This is a genomic window from Pseudomonas sp. Tun-23181 (genome assembly GCF_057415455.1).
This window is the reverse complement of sequence record NZ_CM171630.1, coordinates 884,906-902,359: the sequence shown is the minus strand read 5'-3', so window position 1 is coordinate 902,359 and position 17,454 is coordinate 884,906. Positions and strand designations below refer to the sequence as shown.

The 17,454-nt window shown below is 65.6% G+C and carries 13 protein-coding genes; 3 read left to right on the top strand and 10 right to left on the bottom strand.

The genetic code is table 11. The features are described from left to right. Positions 1-146: 146 nt before the first annotated feature. From ACDI39_RS04535 to ACDI39_RS04525, 3 genes are all read left to right on the top strand, one after another. Positions 147-2,126 (top strand): amidohydrolase, encoded by a 1,980-nt coding sequence (locus ACDI39_RS04535; RefSeq protein ID WP_486537780.1) that lies wholly within the window; start codon positions 147-149, stop codon positions 2,124-2,126. Between the two features lie 65 nt (positions 2,127-2,191). Next, positions 2,192-3,487 carry an OprD family porin gene (locus ACDI39_RS04530; RefSeq protein WP_368816274.1) on the top strand — a complete coding sequence of 432 codons (1,296 nt, stop codon included), beginning with the start codon at positions 2,192-2,194 and terminating at the stop codon, positions 3,485-3,487. Positions 3,488-3,490: 3 nt separating this feature from the next. Then, entirely contained in the window at positions 3,491-5,083 is a 1,593-nt protein-coding gene (locus ACDI39_RS04525; RefSeq protein ID WP_225787764.1) for an MFS transporter, read from the top strand. A gap of 88 nt (positions 5,084-5,171) precedes the next feature. On the opposite strand, the gene ACDI39_RS04520 is transcribed toward ACDI39_RS04525, so the two are convergent. From ACDI39_RS04520 to ACDI39_RS04475, 10 genes are all read right to left on the bottom strand, one after another. Beyond that, positions 5,172-5,762, bottom strand: coding sequence for a hypothetical protein (locus tag ACDI39_RS04520; protein ID WP_253080535.1), 591 nt, complete (start codon positions 5,760-5,762; stop codon positions 5,172-5,174). Between the two features lie 36 nt (positions 5,763-5,798). Next, positions 5,799-6,839: an AraC family transcriptional regulator gene (locus ACDI39_RS04515; protein WP_486537777.1), complete on the bottom strand. Its 1,041-nt coding sequence runs from the start codon at positions 6,837-6,839 to the stop codon at positions 5,799-5,801. Positions 6,840-6,925: 86 nt separating this feature from the next. Further along, a complete protein-coding gene (locus ACDI39_RS04510) occupies positions 6,926-7,594 on the bottom strand; it encodes a DUF3313 domain-containing protein (RefSeq protein WP_225787767.1) in 669 nt (222 codons plus the stop codon). A gap of 65 nt (positions 7,595-7,659) precedes the next feature. Continuing rightward, a complete protein-coding gene (locus ACDI39_RS04505; RefSeq protein WP_486537775.1) occupies positions 7,660-9,033 on the bottom strand; it encodes an OmpP1/FadL family transporter in 1,374 nt (457 codons plus the stop codon). Between the two features lie 63 nt (positions 9,034-9,096). Then, positions 9,097-9,891: a hypothetical protein gene (locus tag ACDI39_RS04500; RefSeq protein WP_486537773.1), complete on the bottom strand. Its 795-nt coding sequence runs from the start codon at positions 9,889-9,891 to the stop codon at positions 9,097-9,099. 572 nt (positions 9,892-10,463) lie between these two features. Next, complete coding sequence (locus ACDI39_RS04495; protein WP_253080538.1) at positions 10,464-11,483, bottom strand: AraC family transcriptional regulator; 1,020 nt, start codon at positions 11,481-11,483, stop codon at positions 10,464-10,466. 197 nt (positions 11,484-11,680) lie between these two features. Further along, positions 11,681-13,780: a site-2 protease family protein gene (locus tag ACDI39_RS04490; RefSeq protein WP_253080539.1), complete on the bottom strand. Its 2,100-nt coding sequence runs from the start codon at positions 13,778-13,780 to the stop codon at positions 11,681-11,683. Beyond that, positions 13,780-15,120 carry an efflux RND transporter periplasmic adaptor subunit gene (locus tag ACDI39_RS04485; protein WP_253080540.1) on the bottom strand — a complete coding sequence of 447 codons (1,341 nt, stop codon included), beginning with the start codon at positions 15,118-15,120 and terminating at the stop codon, positions 13,780-13,782. The genes ACDI39_RS04490 and ACDI39_RS04485 overlap by 1 nt, the downstream gene beginning before the upstream one ends. Positions 15,121-15,126: 6 nt before the next feature. Continuing rightward, positions 15,127-15,906, bottom strand: coding sequence for an efflux RND transporter periplasmic adaptor subunit (locus ACDI39_RS04480; RefSeq protein WP_253080541.1), 780 nt, complete (start codon positions 15,904-15,906; stop codon positions 15,127-15,129). Continuing rightward, complete coding sequence (locus tag ACDI39_RS04475) at positions 15,890-17,428, bottom strand: TolC family protein (RefSeq protein WP_253080542.1); 1,539 nt, start codon at positions 17,426-17,428, stop codon at positions 15,890-15,892. Before ACDI39_RS04475 ends, ACDI39_RS04480 begins: the two co-directional genes overlap by 17 nt. Positions 17,429-17,454 lie beyond the last annotated feature (26 nt).

Below are 17,454 nucleotides of genomic sequence, written 5' to 3'. Positions count from 1 at the left end.
TGGGCGCTGCCGCGGGCCGTTCATTCCAGCGATGGCGGGCTATGCTGACTCCGACCTGTGCGGCCTGCGAACCGCTTGCCGTCTGCTTGGAGCGGCCGTGCCACGCCATCGGTGCCGACCTGTGTCGGCCTTGCGAGTAGAACGCCATGAACCAGGACCCACCCAACGACAGCCGTCGCCACTTCCTTGCCGCTACCACCGTACTCGGGGCCGCGGGCGCGCTCTGGTCCTCGTTGCCTTTCGCCAGCGCCAGCGACCCGGCCCATGCCAACCATTCAGGGGGTTCCATGACCGCCGATCTGATTCTTTTCAATGGCCGTTTGCATACCGTCGATCCCGAAAAACCCAGTGCCACGGCCGTGGCCATCAAGGATGGCCGCTTCATCGCGGTCGGCAGCGATGCCGAGGCGATGGCCTTGCGCGGCGCCGCGACCCGCACCATCGACCTTAACCGGCGCACCGTGGTTCCCGGCCTGAACGACTCCCACCTGCACCTGATCCGCGGGGGGCTCAACTACAACCTCGAGCTGCGCTGGGAGGGCGTGCCGTCCCTGGCCGATGCCCTGCGCATGCTCAAGGACCAGGCCGACCGCACCCCCGCACCGCAGTGGGTGAGGGTGGTCGGTGGCTGGACCGAGTTCCAGTTCGCCGAGAAACGCATGCCGACGCTGGAGGAACTGAACAAGGCAGCGCCCGACACGCCGGTGTTCGTCCTTCACCTGTACGACCGCGCCTTGCTCAACCGAGCGGCGCTCAAGGTCGTCGGCTACGACCGCAACACGCCGAACCCGCCCGGCGGCGAGATCCAGCGCGATGCCAGCGGCGAGCCGACCGGCATGCTGATCGCCCGCCCCAACGCGATGATCCTCTACGCCACCCTGGCCAAGGGGCCGAAGTTGCCATTGGAGTACCAGGTCAACTCCACCCGCCAGTTCATGCGCGAACTGAACCGTCTTGGCGTCACCAGCGCCATCGATGCCGGCGGTGGTTTCCAGAACTATCCCGACGACTACCAGGTCATCCAGGAACTGGCCGACCAAGGCCAGTTGACCGTGCGCATCGCCTACAACCTGTTCACCCAGAAGCCCAAGGAAGAACTGGCCGACTTCCAGAACTGGAGCAAGCTGGTCAAGCCCGGCGACGGCTCCGACTTCTTCCGCCACAACGGCGCAGGGGAGATGCTGGTGTTCTCCGCCGCCGACTTCGAGGACTTCCTCGAACCGCGCCCGGACCTGCCGGCGACCATGGAGCAGGAACTGGAGCCGGTGGTTCGCCACCTGGTGGAGCAGCGCTGGCCGTTCCGCCTGCACGCGACCTACGACGAGTCCATCTCGCGCATGCTCGATGTGTTCGAGAAGGTCGATCGCGATATCCCGTTCAATGGCCTGCCATGGTTCTTCGACCATGCCGAAACGGTCAGCCCGAGGAACATCGAGCGCATCCGGGCGCTGGGCGGCGGTATCGCCATCCAGCATCGCATGGCCTTCCAGGGCGAGTACTTCGTCGAGCGCTACGGCGCCAAGGCCGCCGAGACGACGCCGCCGATCCAGCGCATGCTCGCCGAAGGCGTGCCGGTGGGGGCGGGGACCGACGCCACCCGGGTGGCCAGCTACAACCCCTGGACCGCCCTGTACTGGCTGGTCAGCGGCAAGACCGTGGGTGGCCTTGAGTTGTACCCCCAGGGCCTTGGGCGCGATACCACCCTGCAGCTGTTCACCCAGGGCAGCGCCTGGTTCTCCAGCGAACAGGGCAAGAAGGGGCAGATCAAGGTCGGCCAGTTCGCCGACCTGATCGCGCTGTCCGCCGACTACTTCAGCGTCGAGGAAGAGGCGATCAAGTGGCTGGAGTCGGTGCTCACGGTGGTGGATGGCAAGGTCGTCCATGCCGCGGCGGAGTTCGACAAGCTGGCACCGCCGGCCCTGCCGGTGATGCCGGACTGGTCCCCGGTGAACAAGGTGCCAGGGCACTGGAAACCGGCGGCGCCGCTGACGGCGCAGGTGCACCAGTGCGTAGGCGCCTGCGCGGTGCATGCGCACCAGCACGACAGGGCGCGGCGCGCCAATGTACCGGTCAGCGACTACCAGGGCTTCTGGGGCGCGTTCGGCTGCTCTTGCTTCGCCTTCTGACCTTGCACCGCGGGCCGGGTCTCCGGCCCGCGTGTTTCCCTGGAGATCCTCTGCAAATGGCAATCATGGCCCGGCGCATGGCCAGCGGCGCGCTCGTGCTCGCGAGCCTGCACGCCAGCGCAGAACCTGCCGTGCCCGGCACGGAGCAGGGCACGTGGTCGCTGCTCAGCCGGAACTTCTTTCTTCACAACGACTTTCGCCATGCCCCAGGCGCGCCCCAGGGCTACCAGCGGGAATGGGCCCAAGGCTTCATCGCAACGCTCGAGTCCGGCTTCACGCCCGGGACGGTTGGCCTGGGCATCGATGCCCATGGCTTTCTCGGGATCAAGCTCGATGGCGGGCGAGGGCATGCCGGTACCGGTCTGCTGCCTCACGACAGCGGGGGAGACAATGCCGACGACTATGCCGATGCGGGGGCTGCAGTGAAGCTGCGCGTGGGCCAGAGCCTGCTCAGCTACGGCGAGATGACGGTGCAGACCCCCGTGCTCGATACCGGCGACAAGCGCCTGCAACCGGAATATGCCACCGGCGTGCTGCTCGATAGCCAAGAACGCGAAGGCCTGCGCTTGCAGGCCGGGCGTTTTACCCGCTTCAAGCGGCAGAACGGCAGTTCGGGGCATGATGACTTCGCCGGCTACGGGGCAACGACCGAAGGGGCCGCCCTCGGTTTTGCCGGGGCCACCTTCGCGCCTGGCAACGGCCTGGGCACGGCGGTCTACCTGGCGCAACTGGACGACACCTGGCGCCAGGGCTACCTGAACCTGAATCTCGCCCAGGGCCCGTGGAGCCTGGACGGCAATCTCTACAAGACCCTCGACCAAGGCCGCGCCCGGGCCGGGGCCATCGACACCCTGGCCTACAGCCTGCAGGCCCGCTATGCCTTCAGCGGCCAGGCGCTGTCGGTGGCGTACCAGCACATCCACGGCGACACGCCGTTCGACTTCATCGGTGGCGACTCGATCTACCTGGCCAACTCGATCAAGTACGCTGACTTCAACGGCCCGCACGAGCGCTCCTGGCAACTGCGCTACGACCTCGACCTGGCGGCATTCGCCATCCCTGGGCTGACCTTCATGGCCCGTTATGTCAGCGGCCGCAACATCGACGGCAGCCACGCCCCGGCGGGCGGCGCCTACAATCCCTGGGACCGGTCGAGCGACAGCTACCAGCCTTTGCAAGGCAAGGGCGGGCGCCACTGGGAGCGCGACCTCGACCTGCGCTACACCTTCAGTGCCGGCGTGGCGAAGGACCTGTCCCTGTCCGTGTCGCACGTCAGCCACCGGGGCAACCGGGCACAGGGCGGCGATGACATCGATCGCTTGTACCTGGTTGTCGAATATCCACTCAACGGTTGGTTCTGACCCATGAACGCACCTGTCCCGAGCGCCTGGAGCCCCTTGCGCCAAACCACCTTCCGCTGGCTATGGCTGGCCAGCATCGCCTCGAACATCGGCACCTGGATGCACGAAGTCGGTGCCGGCTGGCTGATGACGTCCCTGTCCGCCAACCCGCTGCATGTCGCCTTGGTCCAGGTCGCCGGCGCCTTGCCGATGTTCTTCCTGGCATTGCCGGCTGGCGCGTTGGCCGACATCGTCGACAAACGCAGGTATCTGTTGGGGGTGCAGCTGTGGATGGCGACCATCGCCGTGCTGCTGGCGGGGTTGAGCCTGTCGGGGTTGATCGGGGTCTGGCTGCTGTTGACGCTGACCCTGTGCATGGGCATCGGCACGGCGCTGATGATGCCCGCCTGGAGCGCGACGACGCCTGAGTTGGTGGACAAGGCCGACCTGCCGGCGGCCGTCGCGCTCTCCAGCGTGGGCGTCAACCTGGCACGAGCCATCGGCCCTGCCATCGCCGGCGCCTTGGTCAGCCTGGTTGGCCCTTGGCTGACCTTCGCACTCAATGGCGTGTCGTTCTTCGCGGTGATCCTGGTGTTGCTGACCTGGAAGCGCGAGCCGTCGCCCAGCGTCCTGCCGGCCGAACGGTTGTTCGGCGCGCTGCGCGCCGGCTGGCGTTACAGCCGCAGTTCGCGCCCGCTGCAGGCGGTCCTGGTACGGGCGTTCGCCTTCTTCGTCGGGGCCAGCGCCGGTACCTCGTTGTTGCCGCTGGTGGTGCGCACGCAGATGCAAGGCGATGCCACCGTGTTCGGCCTGCTGCTGGCCAGTGTCGGTGTCGGCGCCGTGCTGGGCGCGATGAAACTGCCCGACTTGCGCGCTCGTCTGGGCACCGAACGCCTGGTCATGCTGGCCACTGTGCTCTACGTCCTGGTGCTGCTGGCGCTGGCGACCTTCCGCAGCCTGTACGTGCTGGTGCCGGTGATGTTCCTCAGCGGCGTGGCGTGGATCGCCGTGTTGTCCAGCTTCCAGGTCGCGGCCCAGACCTCGGTGCCGGCCTGGGTACGTGCGCGGGGCCTGGCCGTGTACATCCTGGTGTTCTTCGGCAGCATGGCCGCCGGCGGCACGCTCTGGGGCGTCGTTGCCAGCCACGCGGGGATTTCCCTGGCACTGGTGGTCGCCGGTGGCGTCCTGCTGCTCGGGTTGCTGGCCAACCTCCGTTACCGGCTGCCGAGCACCGAGGCCGATGACGTGGCGCCTTCGCTGCACTGGCCCGCTCCGATCCTTGCGCAAGGGATGGACCAGGAGCGTGGCCCGGTCATGGTCACCCTCGACTATGACATCGACCCCGACCACGCGGCCGCCTTCCAGGCTGCGATGCAGGAGGTGCGCGGCATGCGCAAACGCAATGGCGCGGTGTCCTGGGGGCTGGTCCAGGACAGCGAGAACCCGCGCCATTGGCTGGAGTTCTTCGTCGACGAGTCCTGGCTCGAACACCTTCGGCATCACCAGCGGGTGACCCGCGCGGAGCTGAAGATCGAGGCGGCTGCCCGGCGGTTCCAGGCTGCCGGGGTCGAGGTGCGGATCCGGCATTTCATCCATGGGGCGGGGAAGGGGGATTGAGTGGGGCGCGAGCGGATCGTCTTTACGATGGGCGGCGCCTGATAGATCCTGAGGCTGCGCGGCAGCCATGGATGGCCGTTGAAATGGCCTATTCCTTCAGAACACCTGCCGACAGTTCCAGTGCCCCGCGCCCCCCTCGGCGCAGGCACGCAAGCAACCCAAGCCAGGGGATATCGGTGATCTGTACCAGCGCCTTGGGCATCACACGCACTTCGCCTGCCGTGCCCCCGGCAGGCCCACCGTCCGGCAGGTACACCAGCAGCCACTCGTCGAGGGCTTCGAGCACCAGGCAGAAACGGTAGCCATCGTTTTCCGCAAGCAACCCGACCTTCGCCCCGTCGATGTTCTCCATGCCAGTGAGGCGGGCCGTTGCATCCTTGAGCAACTGGTAGCCAGGCAGGTTACCCAGGACGCGGTTTTCCAGCCCTTGCAGGACCCTGGCGGCAAATGCGGTGCGCGCCAGCAGCCCGGCAACGAAGCACAGGCAGCCCAGGGCGATGACAGCGACGATCGAAACCGCGGTGACGCCCGCGATGCTGAAACCGGCGAAGAACGGCAGCACCTTCTGCAAGGGCGCGCTCAGCAAATGGATCGCCTTCTCGATCAGCACCACCACCAGCACCAGGGGGAGGATGAACAGTACGCCGCCCGCTATCGTGGTCTTGACGAATTGGAACATGGTGGCCTCCAGGGCAGGGTCCAGGGGAAAGCGGTATCAGTCTTCAGGCGCCTTTTCGTCGCCCACGAGCCTGGCGATCAGCGGGTCGCCATATTCCTTGCGATGTTCCGAAGGGGTCATGTCGAACCAGCGTTGATGGGCACGGCAGAACGAGGTGGTGCGCCGATAGCCCAGCTCGCTGGCGATCTGGCCGACGCTCAGGCTGGTCGTGCGCAGCATGTGCTCGGCCTGGCGGCGGCGGATACGGTCCAGGTGCGCCTCGAAGTCCACGCCATCGCGGGCCAGCCGTCGCTGGAGCGTGCGCGGGTGCAGGTCGAGCGCTTGCGCCACCTGCTCCAAGGTGCAGCGGTGGCTGGGCAACATTGTCTGGATCCGGCGCTCGACCTGTGCGCACAGGTCGTCGGCCTGGCTGTCGTGGGTCTCGAGGTAGAAGCGCACGATCGAATGCAGCACCGCGTCATGGCGTATGCACGGCTCACGCAGGATTTCCGGGGGCAAGAACAGGCAGTTGTGCTCCTGTTGGAACATCACCGGGCAGTCGAAGTAACGCTGGTAGCCGTCTGGTTCGCCCAGCGGCGCATGCCGGAAGGTCACCGCTCGCGGGCGGAACACCGTGCCGTGCAGCTCGCCGACCAGCAGCCGCGCCGCCAGCACCGATTTTTCGACGATCTGCGGCGTCTCTTCGGAGCCGGGCAGGGCGTTGTGGAAATACAGCAGGGCCTGGCCTGGGCGATGCTCGAGCCGATAGTGGATCGATGGGCTGTAGTTGCGCATGTAGCGGATCACGGCGACCAGGGCCTGGCCGATGGTAGGTGCCGAAGTGGCCAGGTGGCGGAGCGGCCCCATGAGCGTGGAGCCCTGGCGCTTGCCGAGCTCCAGGCCGAACTGGGGCAGGCTCAAGGCATGTGCGCTGCCTTCGAAGAGCTGCACCAGGTTTTTGTAGGGCAGGGTTTTCTCGTAGCTCCCGACGACGTCGAGGTCGATGCGCAGCGGACGCAGGAAGTCACGCTGCGACCTGCCGTATTCAGCCAGAAGCTCGCCAAATTGAAGCAGTGCGGTACCGCGGATGCTGTCCATGATTCATCACGCCTGAGTTGTCATTCCCTGGAGGAAGGCGAGGTGCCGGCCCGCTGCGACCACCGGCGCGCAGCGGGCTGCACAGTTTATTTCTTCAGGGCCTGGAAGGACTTGACCATGTCCTGTGCCCAGCCATCGAGCACGGCCCGTGCATCCTTGGCCTGCATGACCTGGGACGAGTTATCCAGGTCGGCCCCGGCGCCTTTGCGCACGACCTCGGCAACCACCTCGTTGGTGTTGCCGTCGAGGAACGCCGCCTCGGTGGCGATGCTGGTGTCCTGGTCACGAATGCCCGTCGCCGTGCTGATGCCCGCCGCCACCAGGGCGATCGGGATGACCTCGTAAGGACGCAGCCCTTTGGTGGAGGCACTGACCCCGGTGATCGCCGGGCGTACGACCAGCACGCCGTGACCCGGGCTCTGCGCCAGGGGCAGGACCTTGGAGAACTGGGTCTTCAGCGCCTGGTCGTAGTACTGGGTGATGCCCTGCAAGGTCGATTGCGGTATTTTCTCGGTCGGTTGTGGCCTCGGATAGAGCTGGCTGGGTTCGATGTAGATGCTGGTATAGCTGTTCACATCGACGCCTGGCTTGATCCAGCGCATGACCGGGGCGCCACTGGGCGATTTCTCTTCCTTCAGGATGCTGTAGTCCTTGAGGAAGCCAGAGTATTGATCGGGCTCCACGTACTTACTCGCGCAACCGGAAAGCAGTAACGAGGAAAGGCACAGGGTTGAAGCGATCGACTTGAGTTTCATGGGGTTTCTCCTGATGACAGTCAGCATTCTCTGCAGCCATGCGTAGTGCGTGTTGGGTCTCGCTCTCAAAAGCGCCAGGTCGCTCCACCTCCGATGATGTGCAAGGCACTGTTGTCGTAGCTGCCTGACAGCGTGTTGCCCGAGCGTGCCTTGGTTTGCTCCACGTCCATGTCGCCCAGCCAGATCAGGGTATAGGCCAGGTGCAGGTCGAGGCCTTCGTCGACCTGGTAGTTGATGCCGGTCGCCAGGCGCCAGGCCTTGCCCATGGGGTTGTCGACCGTGCGGTCGTCATCGTCCACCGCGGAGCTGTCGTACCCCAGCCCCAGGCTCCAGCGAACCCGGGGCGTGGCCTGGTACATGGCACCGATCGAGGCATGCCAGGTGTCCTTGTACTTGCGATCGACCGTACGGCTGACGCCACCGCCGTTGGCGTCCACGTCGACCCCGACATCGCCGAAGTCGCTCCAGTCCTGCCAGCCGAGGCTGCCGAGCAGTTTCCATTGCTCGTCGAGGTCGTGCGCCACGCTGAAGGTCACGGTCTGCGGCACGTTGAGGTCCAGCTCCAGGGAGTCGAGGCGACGCAAGCCGGCATTGAGGAGCGGGTTGCTGATGTTGCGCACATGAGGGCTGTCCTCGAACTCCAGCTTGATCTTGCTGGTGTAGGCCAGGCCCACGGTCGTGCGCGGGGACAGTTGGTAGAGCACGCCGAGGTTGACGCCGGTACCGACGTCGGTGTCCTGGTATTCCAGCTGGCCGTCCGGGCGGTTCCGCAGGCCCAGCAGGTTGTTGTTGATCGCCATTTCGGTGCGGTAGTAGCCATACATGATGCGTGGACCGATACCGACGGAAAGCTCGTCGGTGAACTTGTACGCCAGGGTCGGCTGGAACGAGACACCGATGACCGCAGCCTCCTGGGTGAAGTAGCGACCGGCCCAGTCATCATCGTAGTCCAGTGCCAGGCCGAAGTTCCCGTACATGCCGAAGCCGATCGCCGCCCGGTCGTCGAGCTGATGGCTGATGAACAGGCTTGCGCCGGGCAGGTACTCCAGGCCATTGCCCCCTTCGTTGCCCTCGAACTGATTGTCGCCACCGCGCGAGAAGCGCAGGTCGCCGAGGATCACCTGGGCGTTGGCACTGACCTGGGTGCCTTGCAGCTGGGTGATGCCTGCCGGGTTGTTCATCAATACGCTGGGATCGGTGGCCAGTGCGGCGGATCCGGCATTGGCCAGGCCGTTCCCTTCCTGCCCGGTTTCATAGATGAAGATGCCACCGGCGGACGCGTGGCTGGCGGTGAGCAGGAGTGCGCAGGCCAGTGCCCGGCGCAAGGCCGGGCAGGGCGATAGGGGGCCGGGAACCGGCGTGCAAGCAGCGTCCAGCGACGTGTCGTCCTTCGCGCTGTTGGCTACAGGTGCCCTGTGGGCTCGGTGCTTGTTCGTCATGTCGTTTCAGTGCTCTTGTCCGTAGTGAAATGACAGGGTCTCGTTGGGCAATGGCAGAAGAAATCAATCGAGAATCTGCAGGTTCAGGCCAAGGAATATCTGCCATCGTGGTTGCCCGGGGCCGTCATCGGCCACTGAAAACTGAGGTTCGATAAAGAAGTTGTAGACGGTCTTGTCTTTCTTGATGACCTGGCCAATGCCGATGCCCAGGGGAACGCTGTAGGCGTCGTTCTCGAAGTTGTACGACCAGATGGGTGTGGAACGCAGGTAGGTGCCCTTGCCCAACTGATAGAACGCAAAGGGCTGGAACGCTGCGGCATTGACGTCTTCACGGTTGTCATTGCCGGCGAAACTGTGTTGCCAGGACAGCAGGTAGCCATACTGGAAAACCGGGGAACTGGCATTGAACAAGACGTTGACCAGGCCGCCCGACCATCGCTCGCTGCCCAACTCGTCCTTGCCAGCCGTCGGTGCAGTGACTTGCGGCCCGACACCGAAGCTGACCGCTGGATTACCGACATCCAGCAGGTAGGCGGCGAACACGTTCAGGTCGCCGATGCCGGTTTCCTTGTGCCCGTTGGGCGGGGTTGGAAAGGTATTGACCGGCAGCGAGGCGCGCAGCAGCCATTTGCTATGGCCAAGGTCGAATGGCTTGGCAAAGCGAAACCAGGCCTGGTTGGCCGTTTCGTCCGACTCACTCAGGTCCCCGATGTAGTAGTTCTGGATATTGAAGGCCGTCATATTCGCCAATGGGTTGTTGGCCTGGGCAGCGCCGTCGCCCCCTTCGGCCGCATTCACGGCGCTGGCGGCAAGCAGTATCGAGCAATAGCCGCTCCAGCACGCTGCATCTCTGGACATGAACACCTCCCTGTCTTCCCATGGCCCTGCCAAGCCTAGTCGGGCACTTGAAAAAGGAGGCAGGGCATCGGCGGACGCCGCTGCCCTGCCTTGACGCCGGACTGCGTCAATGGAGCAATCAGGGCATTACACCGGGGAACCAGAATTCGAAGTTGTCCATGTCGTTCATCAACTCATCGAGTTTGCCTTGCGCACCCTCGATCCCAGGCAATAGTGTTCTTGTCTATTCAACGGTGTAGCGAGGGCGATCATGACAAGCTCCTTTTGCTAGGGGGCGCTCTACCGTTGTCGGTAATTGCCAGCGGTATGTTTCGTACTGCTGGGCAAGGGTAGCTGCATTTCCTGGCGTCCATGCAGGCCAGGGTTGTCTTTTCGCGACAGGGTCGGCGGAAGGCAAAAACGTTCAAAAAGATGAGTACGGACCATCACCTTTGGACGACAGGTCTTGCCACACCCCATTCGATGTAAAAACCAGCAAATACTCGGCAGACCACGTGGCGGGATGAATGGCACACGCCTGCCCATGGCGAAGTAGGTGTGTCGCAAGATGCACATGGGGGCACGCTGTTTTATCAGTGACCGACCGCCGCTTCTTTATCCTGGAGTTGCGACTGGCGATGTTCCAATGGCGTACAACCGTACCAACGCGCATGGGCCCGGCAGAATGAAGCGGTACGTCGATAGCCAAGTTCCTGGGCGATCTGCGTAACGCTCAACGCGGTGTTTTGCAACAAGGACCTGGCCTGTCGGCACCGCGTCTGCTCCACCAGGTACTCGAACTCGACCCCTTCGTTCGCCAGGCGTCGCTGCAGGGTCCTGGCATGCAGGCCGAGCATCTGCGCGACTTGCTCGAGGCTGCAGCGTTGCCTGGGCAGCAGTATCTGGATCTGCTGGCCGACCTTGGCCTGCAGGTCGTCTTCACCCATGCAGTGTGCCTCGAGATAGAACCGCAGGATGTCATGCAGCACGGGGTCGTACTGACTGCAAGGCTGTTGCAAGTCCTCCGGGGCCAGGGCCAGCGCGTTGTGCGCCTGGCGAAACAGCACCGGGCAGTCGAAATAACGCTGGTAGACCGCCCGCGTGGCCTGGGGTGGATGCCGAAAGAGCACGTTCTTGGGCTTGAACACAGTGCCAAGCAGTTCGCTGACCAGCAGGCTGCCGTGCAGTATCGACTTTTCGACGATCTGTGGCGTCTCCGCGCCGCACGGCAGGGCATTGTCAAAATACAGCAGGGCCTGGCCGGGCCGTCGCTCCAGGCTGTAGTGAATCGCTGGACTGTAGACGCGCATGTAGCGCAGGACAGCGACCAGCGCATCGCCCACGGTCGCCGCCGAACGGGCCAGGTGCTGCAACGGCCCGAGCAGCGAGGAGCCTTGGCGTGTCGCCAACTCCAGGCCGAACTCGGGCATCTGCAGGGCCTGAGCGCTGTCCTCGAAGATGCGCACCAGGCTCTTGTAGGAGAACTGCTTTTCGTAGTTGCCGACCACATCCAGGGGGACCTGGTGGGGCACCAGGAAGTCGCGCATCGAGGCGCCATGGCTGGCGAGCAACTCGCCGAACTGCAGGAATGCGGTACCGCGAATGCTGTCCATATCTTCGTCTTGTCTTTATATGACAGGGGTTCGAACGCAGCGCCTTGAGTATGGTCGCGGATACGCAGGCCTGCGGGAGGAACCGACGATCGTGCATTTGATCCGGCGCGGCGCGCCATTAAAGGCCAGGTCGTCGGCTAGCCACCAGCAGTGCGTGGAGCATTTGCGACAGGTGTCTCAGTGCACCAAGCAAAGGCTCAGAAACCACTTTCACGCATGAAGACCGCCGCCAGGTGCATCAGGCCATTGGCCAGCAGGCTGCGGCGCTGGCCTTCGATCTGCAGGTGGCCACGGGTCTCGTGGAGGGTGGGTGGCGGCGCATCGAGCTGCACCAGCAAGTGGAACAGCGGTGCGGCAGGTACCAGCGCATCGCCCTGGCCAACCACCTCCAGCGGCCCGCCGTGACGGGACGCCAGTGCCGACTGGGCCAGTTGGCTGATGCGCGTCGTGCCAATCTGCAGGACCCGGCCGCTGATGGCCTGGGGCACGCCTTCCGGATAGAACCGCACCGGGCTGCCCTCTTGCAGCCGTTGCAGGTCGTCCGGCCCGACATAGGCGTCCACCTGCCAACTGCGCGGGTCGATGAGCACTCCCAGCGCTTCACGGGTGCCGATCCACTGGCCGCTGTGCCAGTCGGGGTTGAGGTCCAGCCATCGCCCGGTGAACGGCGCTTTCAGGTTCAGGCGGGCGATCTCCGAGCGTGCGGCGCGCACCTCCTGGTACTGCACGCCGTAGCGCTGGCGGGTGGCGGCGGCCTCGGCGAGCCCGGCCGGGTCCGCGAGCAAGCCGGCCAGGCGCGCGCTGTAGCCGCGCATGCCAGCTTCGTTGCCGACCAGGCGGGTGGTGATGTCGGGCTGGCTCAGCACCACCAGGGTTTGCCCGGCTTGCACCGCTCCCGCCTCGCGCATCTCCTGCAGCATGGCCGGGAAGGGGGCGTACAAGCGAAGCTGATGCTCCGCGCGGGCCAGGCCCACGGCATGGATCTGGCTGCGCCAGGGCACGCCGACCAGCAGCAGGACCACGGCAAGCGCCCCCCAGAGCAGGTGCCGGCGGCTGGGACGCACGTCCTTGCGGTGTCGCCACCAGTGTTTGAGTTCGCGCCAGATCGGCTGCAGGATGAACCAGGCGATTTCCACGGCGAAAAGAAAGATCCCGAGCAGTTTGAAGAAGAACAGGTACACCGTGACCGCGATGCCGAGGAACAGCACCAGCCGGTATACCCAGGTCAACAAGGCAAAGGCCACCAGCAGCCTGCGGCGAGCGGCCGGAAACGGCTCCGGCCAGGGCTCGTCCAGGCCCAGCAAAGTGCGCCGCAGCGTCACCTTGGCCACGGCCGTGGCGCGTTCGTGCAGGTTGGGGAAGTCCAGCAGGTCCGAAAGAATGAAATAACCATCGAAACGCATGAACGGGCTGGCATTGAGCGCCAGGGACAGCGCCCAACTGGTGGTGGCCAGGTAGAGCAGGGCATTGCGCAGCGGGCCAGGGTCGCACAGCGCCCAACCCAGGGTGGCCAGACCCGCCAGGCCCAGCTCGGTGAGAATGCCCGCGCTGGAGATCGCCAGGCGCTGCCGGGGGCTGCGCAGCTTCCAGCTCTCGCCGGTATCGGTGTAGAGCATCGGCCACATCACCACGAAGGCGATGCCCATGTGCGCCACCTTCAGCCCCAGGCGCGTGGCGACCAGGGCGTGCCCGAGCTCGTGGAGGGTCTTGGCCACGACCAGGGCCAGGGCGAAGCTGAGCAGCCCCTCGGTGGAAAACGACTCCACCACGTCATGACGGAAGGTATCCCATTGGTGCGCCACCAGAACGATCCCCAGCAGGCCCAGGCTCACCACCAGCAAGCCCGTGACGGGATGGAACAGCCAGCCCAGGCCCTGCGCCAGGCGCCGCAGGTGGCGCTGCGGGTGCATCAGGGGAATGCGAAAGAACAGGTAGTGGTGCAACCACCACTTCCAGGTCAGCCATTGGCGGCCTTCGCTGGCCTGGCGCAGGCGCTCCAGCGCCTGCGCACCGGGGCGTACCAGTTGGTGGCGCTCGAGAAAGGCACGAAAACCCAGCACCTGTTCCGGATCGGGCTTGAGCGCGGTCTGCTCGGCGATCTGCTCGGCGATGCGCCGTGGTGTCTGTTCCCAGCGCAACAGGCATTCGAACTCCAGCCAGCCGATGCGGAAGAAGCGGTTGGTGACGCTGTCGTGAAGCACCCAGACCGGCTCGCCTTCGCTGTTGCAGTGGGTCTGGGCGATGTCGAGGTCGTCGCGCAGCGGTGGCGTGGGCAGGTCTTCGGCGTTCGTGTTCATCACCAACCGGTCCAGGCGCGGGCGGCGGCCAGGGGCCGGCGCAACAGGTAGTAACCCAGGGGCACGCGCTCGCCGTACAGCTTGGCCGTGCCATGCAGGCCCAGGCGTGCATGGGCCGGCGTACCCTCGACGCTGGCCAGCAGGCGGTAGGAGGCGACGCCATCGTCGCCCGGGCGCGCCTCGTAGCTGGTCTCCAGGATAGCGCCATGCAACGGCGAAAGTGGGTAGGCGGTGAGGAACAGGGTCACGGGGGCACCGCTGTCCAGGGCAATCGCATCGGCCACCGGCAGGTGGATACGCAAGCCCGGCTGGCGTGGGTCGGCGACCTGGAGAATGCGTTCGCCGATGACCACCGGTTTGCCCAGCCAATCATTGGGATCGCTGTACACGGCGACCCCGGCGCGCGGCGAGAGTACCGTCGTGCGCGCCAGTTGTGCCTGCACGGCGGCCAGTTCGGCACGGCGTTGCCGCAGCGTGCCGGTGAGGACTGCCAGCTCACCCTTGCTTTGCGGGTTGTCGAAGGCGCGCTGGTTGGCCGCCAGCAGTTCGGCGTCGGCCACCGCGACCTCCTTGGCCAGCACCTCGGCGCGGCTGCGCAAGGTGGTTTCGTCGAGCGCGAACAGCGGCGTGCCGACCTCGACCGGCTGGTTCGGCCGCACCAGCATGCGGGCAATGACCCCGTCGATCGGCGAGCTGATCACCTGGGCATTGCGCGATACCACTTCGGCCGGGGCCAGGGCGGTTTGCCGTACCGGTACCAGCAACAAGGCGGCCAGCACCCCCAGCCCGACCAGCGCTTGGCGTCGGCTCGGGCGCCAGAAGCGCAGCGGTCGGGGCTTGCCGAAGGCCGCCCAGCAGTGCGCCCAGGTCTGGAACACGCCCTGCAACAGGTTCACCAGCGAGGGCGCCGGCGCTTCGTCGAGCAAGAACAGCAGCAGCCCCAGGCGTTGGCCATGGCGGTCCTGCAGCGGGATGCACCACAACCCGCTGGGCCACCATTCGGCCCAGCCATCGGCGATGTCCTCGGGCAGCGCCAGGCCCTCGCGCGGCAGCCAGGTCGGCGTCGGCTCGCTCAGCCGCTGGTTGAGCCAGTGGCTCGCACGGCGTAGCCAGACCAGGTAGGGCGAGTCCTCGGTGGGGCGCGCCAGGCCGGAAATGCACAGCAACTCCAGGTGCCCACCATGCTGGGCAAGGACCAGGGCCTGGCGAAAACGCAGCAGGGCATAGAGATCGTTGGCCATGGAGAAGGCCAGGGCATTGACGCTTTCGGCGGCCAGCGCACGGTCCCGCAGGCTGGCCAGGCTCAGCAGCAGTTGCGGCGGCGGCAGTATTTCACTCATGGCGGCCTACTCGTGTGCTGCGGGAAAGCGTGCGATCCCGCTCATGCCCGCGATCAGCTCCGGGTAGGCCGCGTCGAGGCGGGCCTCCAGCTCGACGGTCTGGGCCACGGCATCGACCCGTGCGTTGATCGCGCTGACCTTGGCCGGGTAGCGCTTGCCGGTCTCGTGGATCTGCACCTCCAGGGGCATGTCGGCCTCGAGCTGGGGGAGCAGGGTGGAGGGTACGTTCAGGCGCACCTTGAGTGCGCTGTCGCTGACCAGGTCGAACAGCGGCGCGCCGGCCTGCACGGTCTGGTAGGGCTTGACGTAGACCTTGACCACGCGGCCGCCGAACGGGGCCTGCACCTGGCAATAGCCGGCCTGGGCCTTGGCCAGCGTCAGGGCGCCTTCGGCCTTGCTCACCTCGGTGTTGGCCATGGCCACCTCCAGGTCGCCGGCGGCATCGAGCTTGCGCAGGTTGCGCTTGGCGGCGAGGTTCTGTCGGGCCATGTTCAGCTCGGCGCCGGCCACCTTGGCCCGGGCCTGTACTTCGACGCATTGCAGCTGGGCCAGGGTGGCGTTCTTGTCGACGTGCTGGCCCAGGCTGGCCTTGAGCTCGCCCAGGGTGCCGTTCATCTGGCTGGACAAGGTGGTCTCCAGGTCCGAGGCCAGCAGCACGCGAATGGCGTTGGCATCGTCCTCGGGCAGCGGCGGGCGGGTATCGCCCGGCTCGTTGGCGAACGCCGGCGGCAAGCAGGCCAGGCACAGCAGCAGGGCCGACGACAGGGGCTTATGGCTTGGCGACATTGACGTTTCCTTGGTTGCTGGCGGTGAGCAGGTGGCTGCTGGTCTGTTGCTCCAGGGTGCGCTGGATCTGCTGGGCCAGTGTCTTGATGTCGTGGTCCTCCACCTTGTCTGGCAGTACGGCGAAGCCGACCGAGTTGTACAGCCGGCCCCAGGCGGCCTGGGCATCGGAATAGGCGGCCTCGCGCTGATAGCGCGAGAGCAGGTAACGGCCCTCGGCACGGATCAGCTCGAGCTCGGTGCCCAGGGCCGCGCTGCGGGCTTTCTGCGCATAGTCGAGCAGGCTCTTGTCGACCCGCAGGCTGTCATCGGCGAACTGCACCTCCTGGCTGGCCAGTTGATAGCGCAACAGGCCCACCCGCACCTGGGTGAGGATCGCCATGGACAGTGCGGTGCGGCGCATGTCGTCGGTCTTGGCCTGACTCTCCTCGGCGGTCTTGAGCGCCGGGTACTGCAGCAGGCGCAGCAGGTTCACCGAGACCTGCAGGCCGGTGTCGTTCCAGTGGTTGTTGTACAGGTACTTGTTGGAGTCGTAGGTGTAGCTGTAGTTGACGCTGACGTTGGGCCACAGCTGGGCCTTGGCGATCTTCAGGTCGTTCTGGTCGACCCGCTTGCGGTACCACTCCTCCATGATTTCCGGGCGGTTGCGCAAGGACATCTGCTCCAGTGCATCGACGCTCTGGGTCACCTGGGGCAGCGGTGCCTCGAGGGTATCGGCCAGTTCCATCCGCGAATTGGGCGGCAACGACATCAAGGCCGCCAGTTCGGCACGGGCGAACTCCAGATCCTGGCGGCGCACGGTGAGCATGTACACCGAGTCGAGCAGGGCTCGCTGGTAGGCGAGGATGTCCTGGCGTGGCAGCAAACCCTTGCTCTCGGCCTCGCGGGCGGCGGTCAGGGCGCGGTGGGTGCGCATCAGCAGGCTGTCCACCTCCGGCAGCAGGCGCTGGGCGCCGAGGGCGCGCCAGTAGGCATTGCGTACGTCCTGCAGGACGTTCTGGGCCACCCGCTCGCGGCGCTCCTCGGCCATGAGGATCTGGTCGGCCTTCTGCTGCGTGCGATAGTAGGCCACGCCGAAGTCCAGCAGGCTCCAGCTCAGCCCGAGGCTGTCGATGGTGCGGTAGCGCTCCTCGGAGGTGGACGGGCGCAAGCTGACCTCGCGGTCCTGAATGCCGATGGAGGTGCCACCGGAGTCGTTGTTGCGTCCGGCGTAGCCGGCCGAAGCCACCAGCCGCGGCAGCATCTCGTGGGCGGTGACGTCGCGCAGGTCCGAGGCCAAGGCACTCTCCAGCAGCTTCAGGCGGTAGTCGAGGTTGTACTTCAGGGCCCTGGCAGCGGCCTCGTAGAAGGTGATCGGCGTGGTGACCGGCTCCTGCTCCTGGTACATGCGCGCCTGGTCGTCGATGACCCGCTGGCGCATTTGCTGTTCATCGTAGGGCTCGGCTTCCTTCAGGGCCGAACAGGCGCCCAGCAGCAGGCTGGCGGTGATGAGTGCACTCAAGGCATTGACACGATATCCAGGCATAGACGGTCCTTGATTTACGCGTGGTC

Bases quoted from the DNA above. Each gene is read 5' to 3' on its own strand.
- ACDI39_RS04495 (WP_253080538.1), bottom strand. From the start codon at position 11,483: ATGGACAGCATTCGCGGTACCGCATTCCTGCAGTTCGGCGAGTTGCTC.
- ACDI39_RS04490 (WP_253080539.1), bottom strand. From the start codon at position 13,780: ATGAACACGAACGCCGAAGACCTGCCCACGCCACCGCTGCGCGACGAC.
- ACDI39_RS04515 (WP_486537777.1), bottom strand. From the start codon at position 6,839: ATGGACAGCATCCGCGGTACCGCACTGCTTCAATTTGGCGAGCTTCTG.
- ACDI39_RS04520 (WP_253080535.1), bottom strand. From the start codon at position 5,762: ATGTTCCAATTCGTCAAGACCACGATAGCGGGCGGCGTACTGTTCATC.
- ACDI39_RS04475 (WP_253080542.1), bottom strand. From the start codon at position 17,428: ATGCCTGGATATCGTGTCAATGCCTTGAGTGCACTCATCACCGCCAGC.
- ACDI39_RS04530 (WP_368816274.1), top strand. From the start codon at position 2,192: ATGGCCCGGCGCATGGCCAGCGGCGCGCTCGTGCTCGCGAGCCTGCAC.
- ACDI39_RS04525 (WP_225787764.1), top strand. From the start codon at position 3,491: ATGAACGCACCTGTCCCGAGCGCCTGGAGCCCCTTGCGCCAAACCACC.
- ACDI39_RS04535 (WP_486537780.1), top strand. From the start codon at position 147: ATGAACCAGGACCCACCCAACGACAGCCGTCGCCACTTCCTTGCCGCT.
- ACDI39_RS04480 (WP_253080541.1), bottom strand. From the start codon at position 15,906: ATGTCGCCAAGCCATAAGCCCCTGTCGTCGGCCCTGCTGCTGTGCCTG.
- ACDI39_RS04485 (WP_253080540.1), bottom strand. From the start codon at position 15,120: ATGAGTGAAATACTGCCGCCGCCGCAACTGCTGCTGAGCCTGGCCAGC.
- ACDI39_RS04510 (WP_225787767.1), bottom strand. From the start codon at position 7,594: ATGAAACTCAAGTCGATCGCTTCAACCCTGTGCCTTTCCTCGTTACTG.
- ACDI39_RS04505 (WP_486537775.1), bottom strand. From the start codon at position 9,033: ATGACGAACAAGCACCGAGCCCACAGGGCACCTGTAGCCAACAGCGCG.
- ACDI39_RS04500 (WP_486537773.1), bottom strand. From the start codon at position 9,891: ATGTCCAGAGATGCAGCGTGCTGGAGCGGCTATTGCTCGATACTGCTT.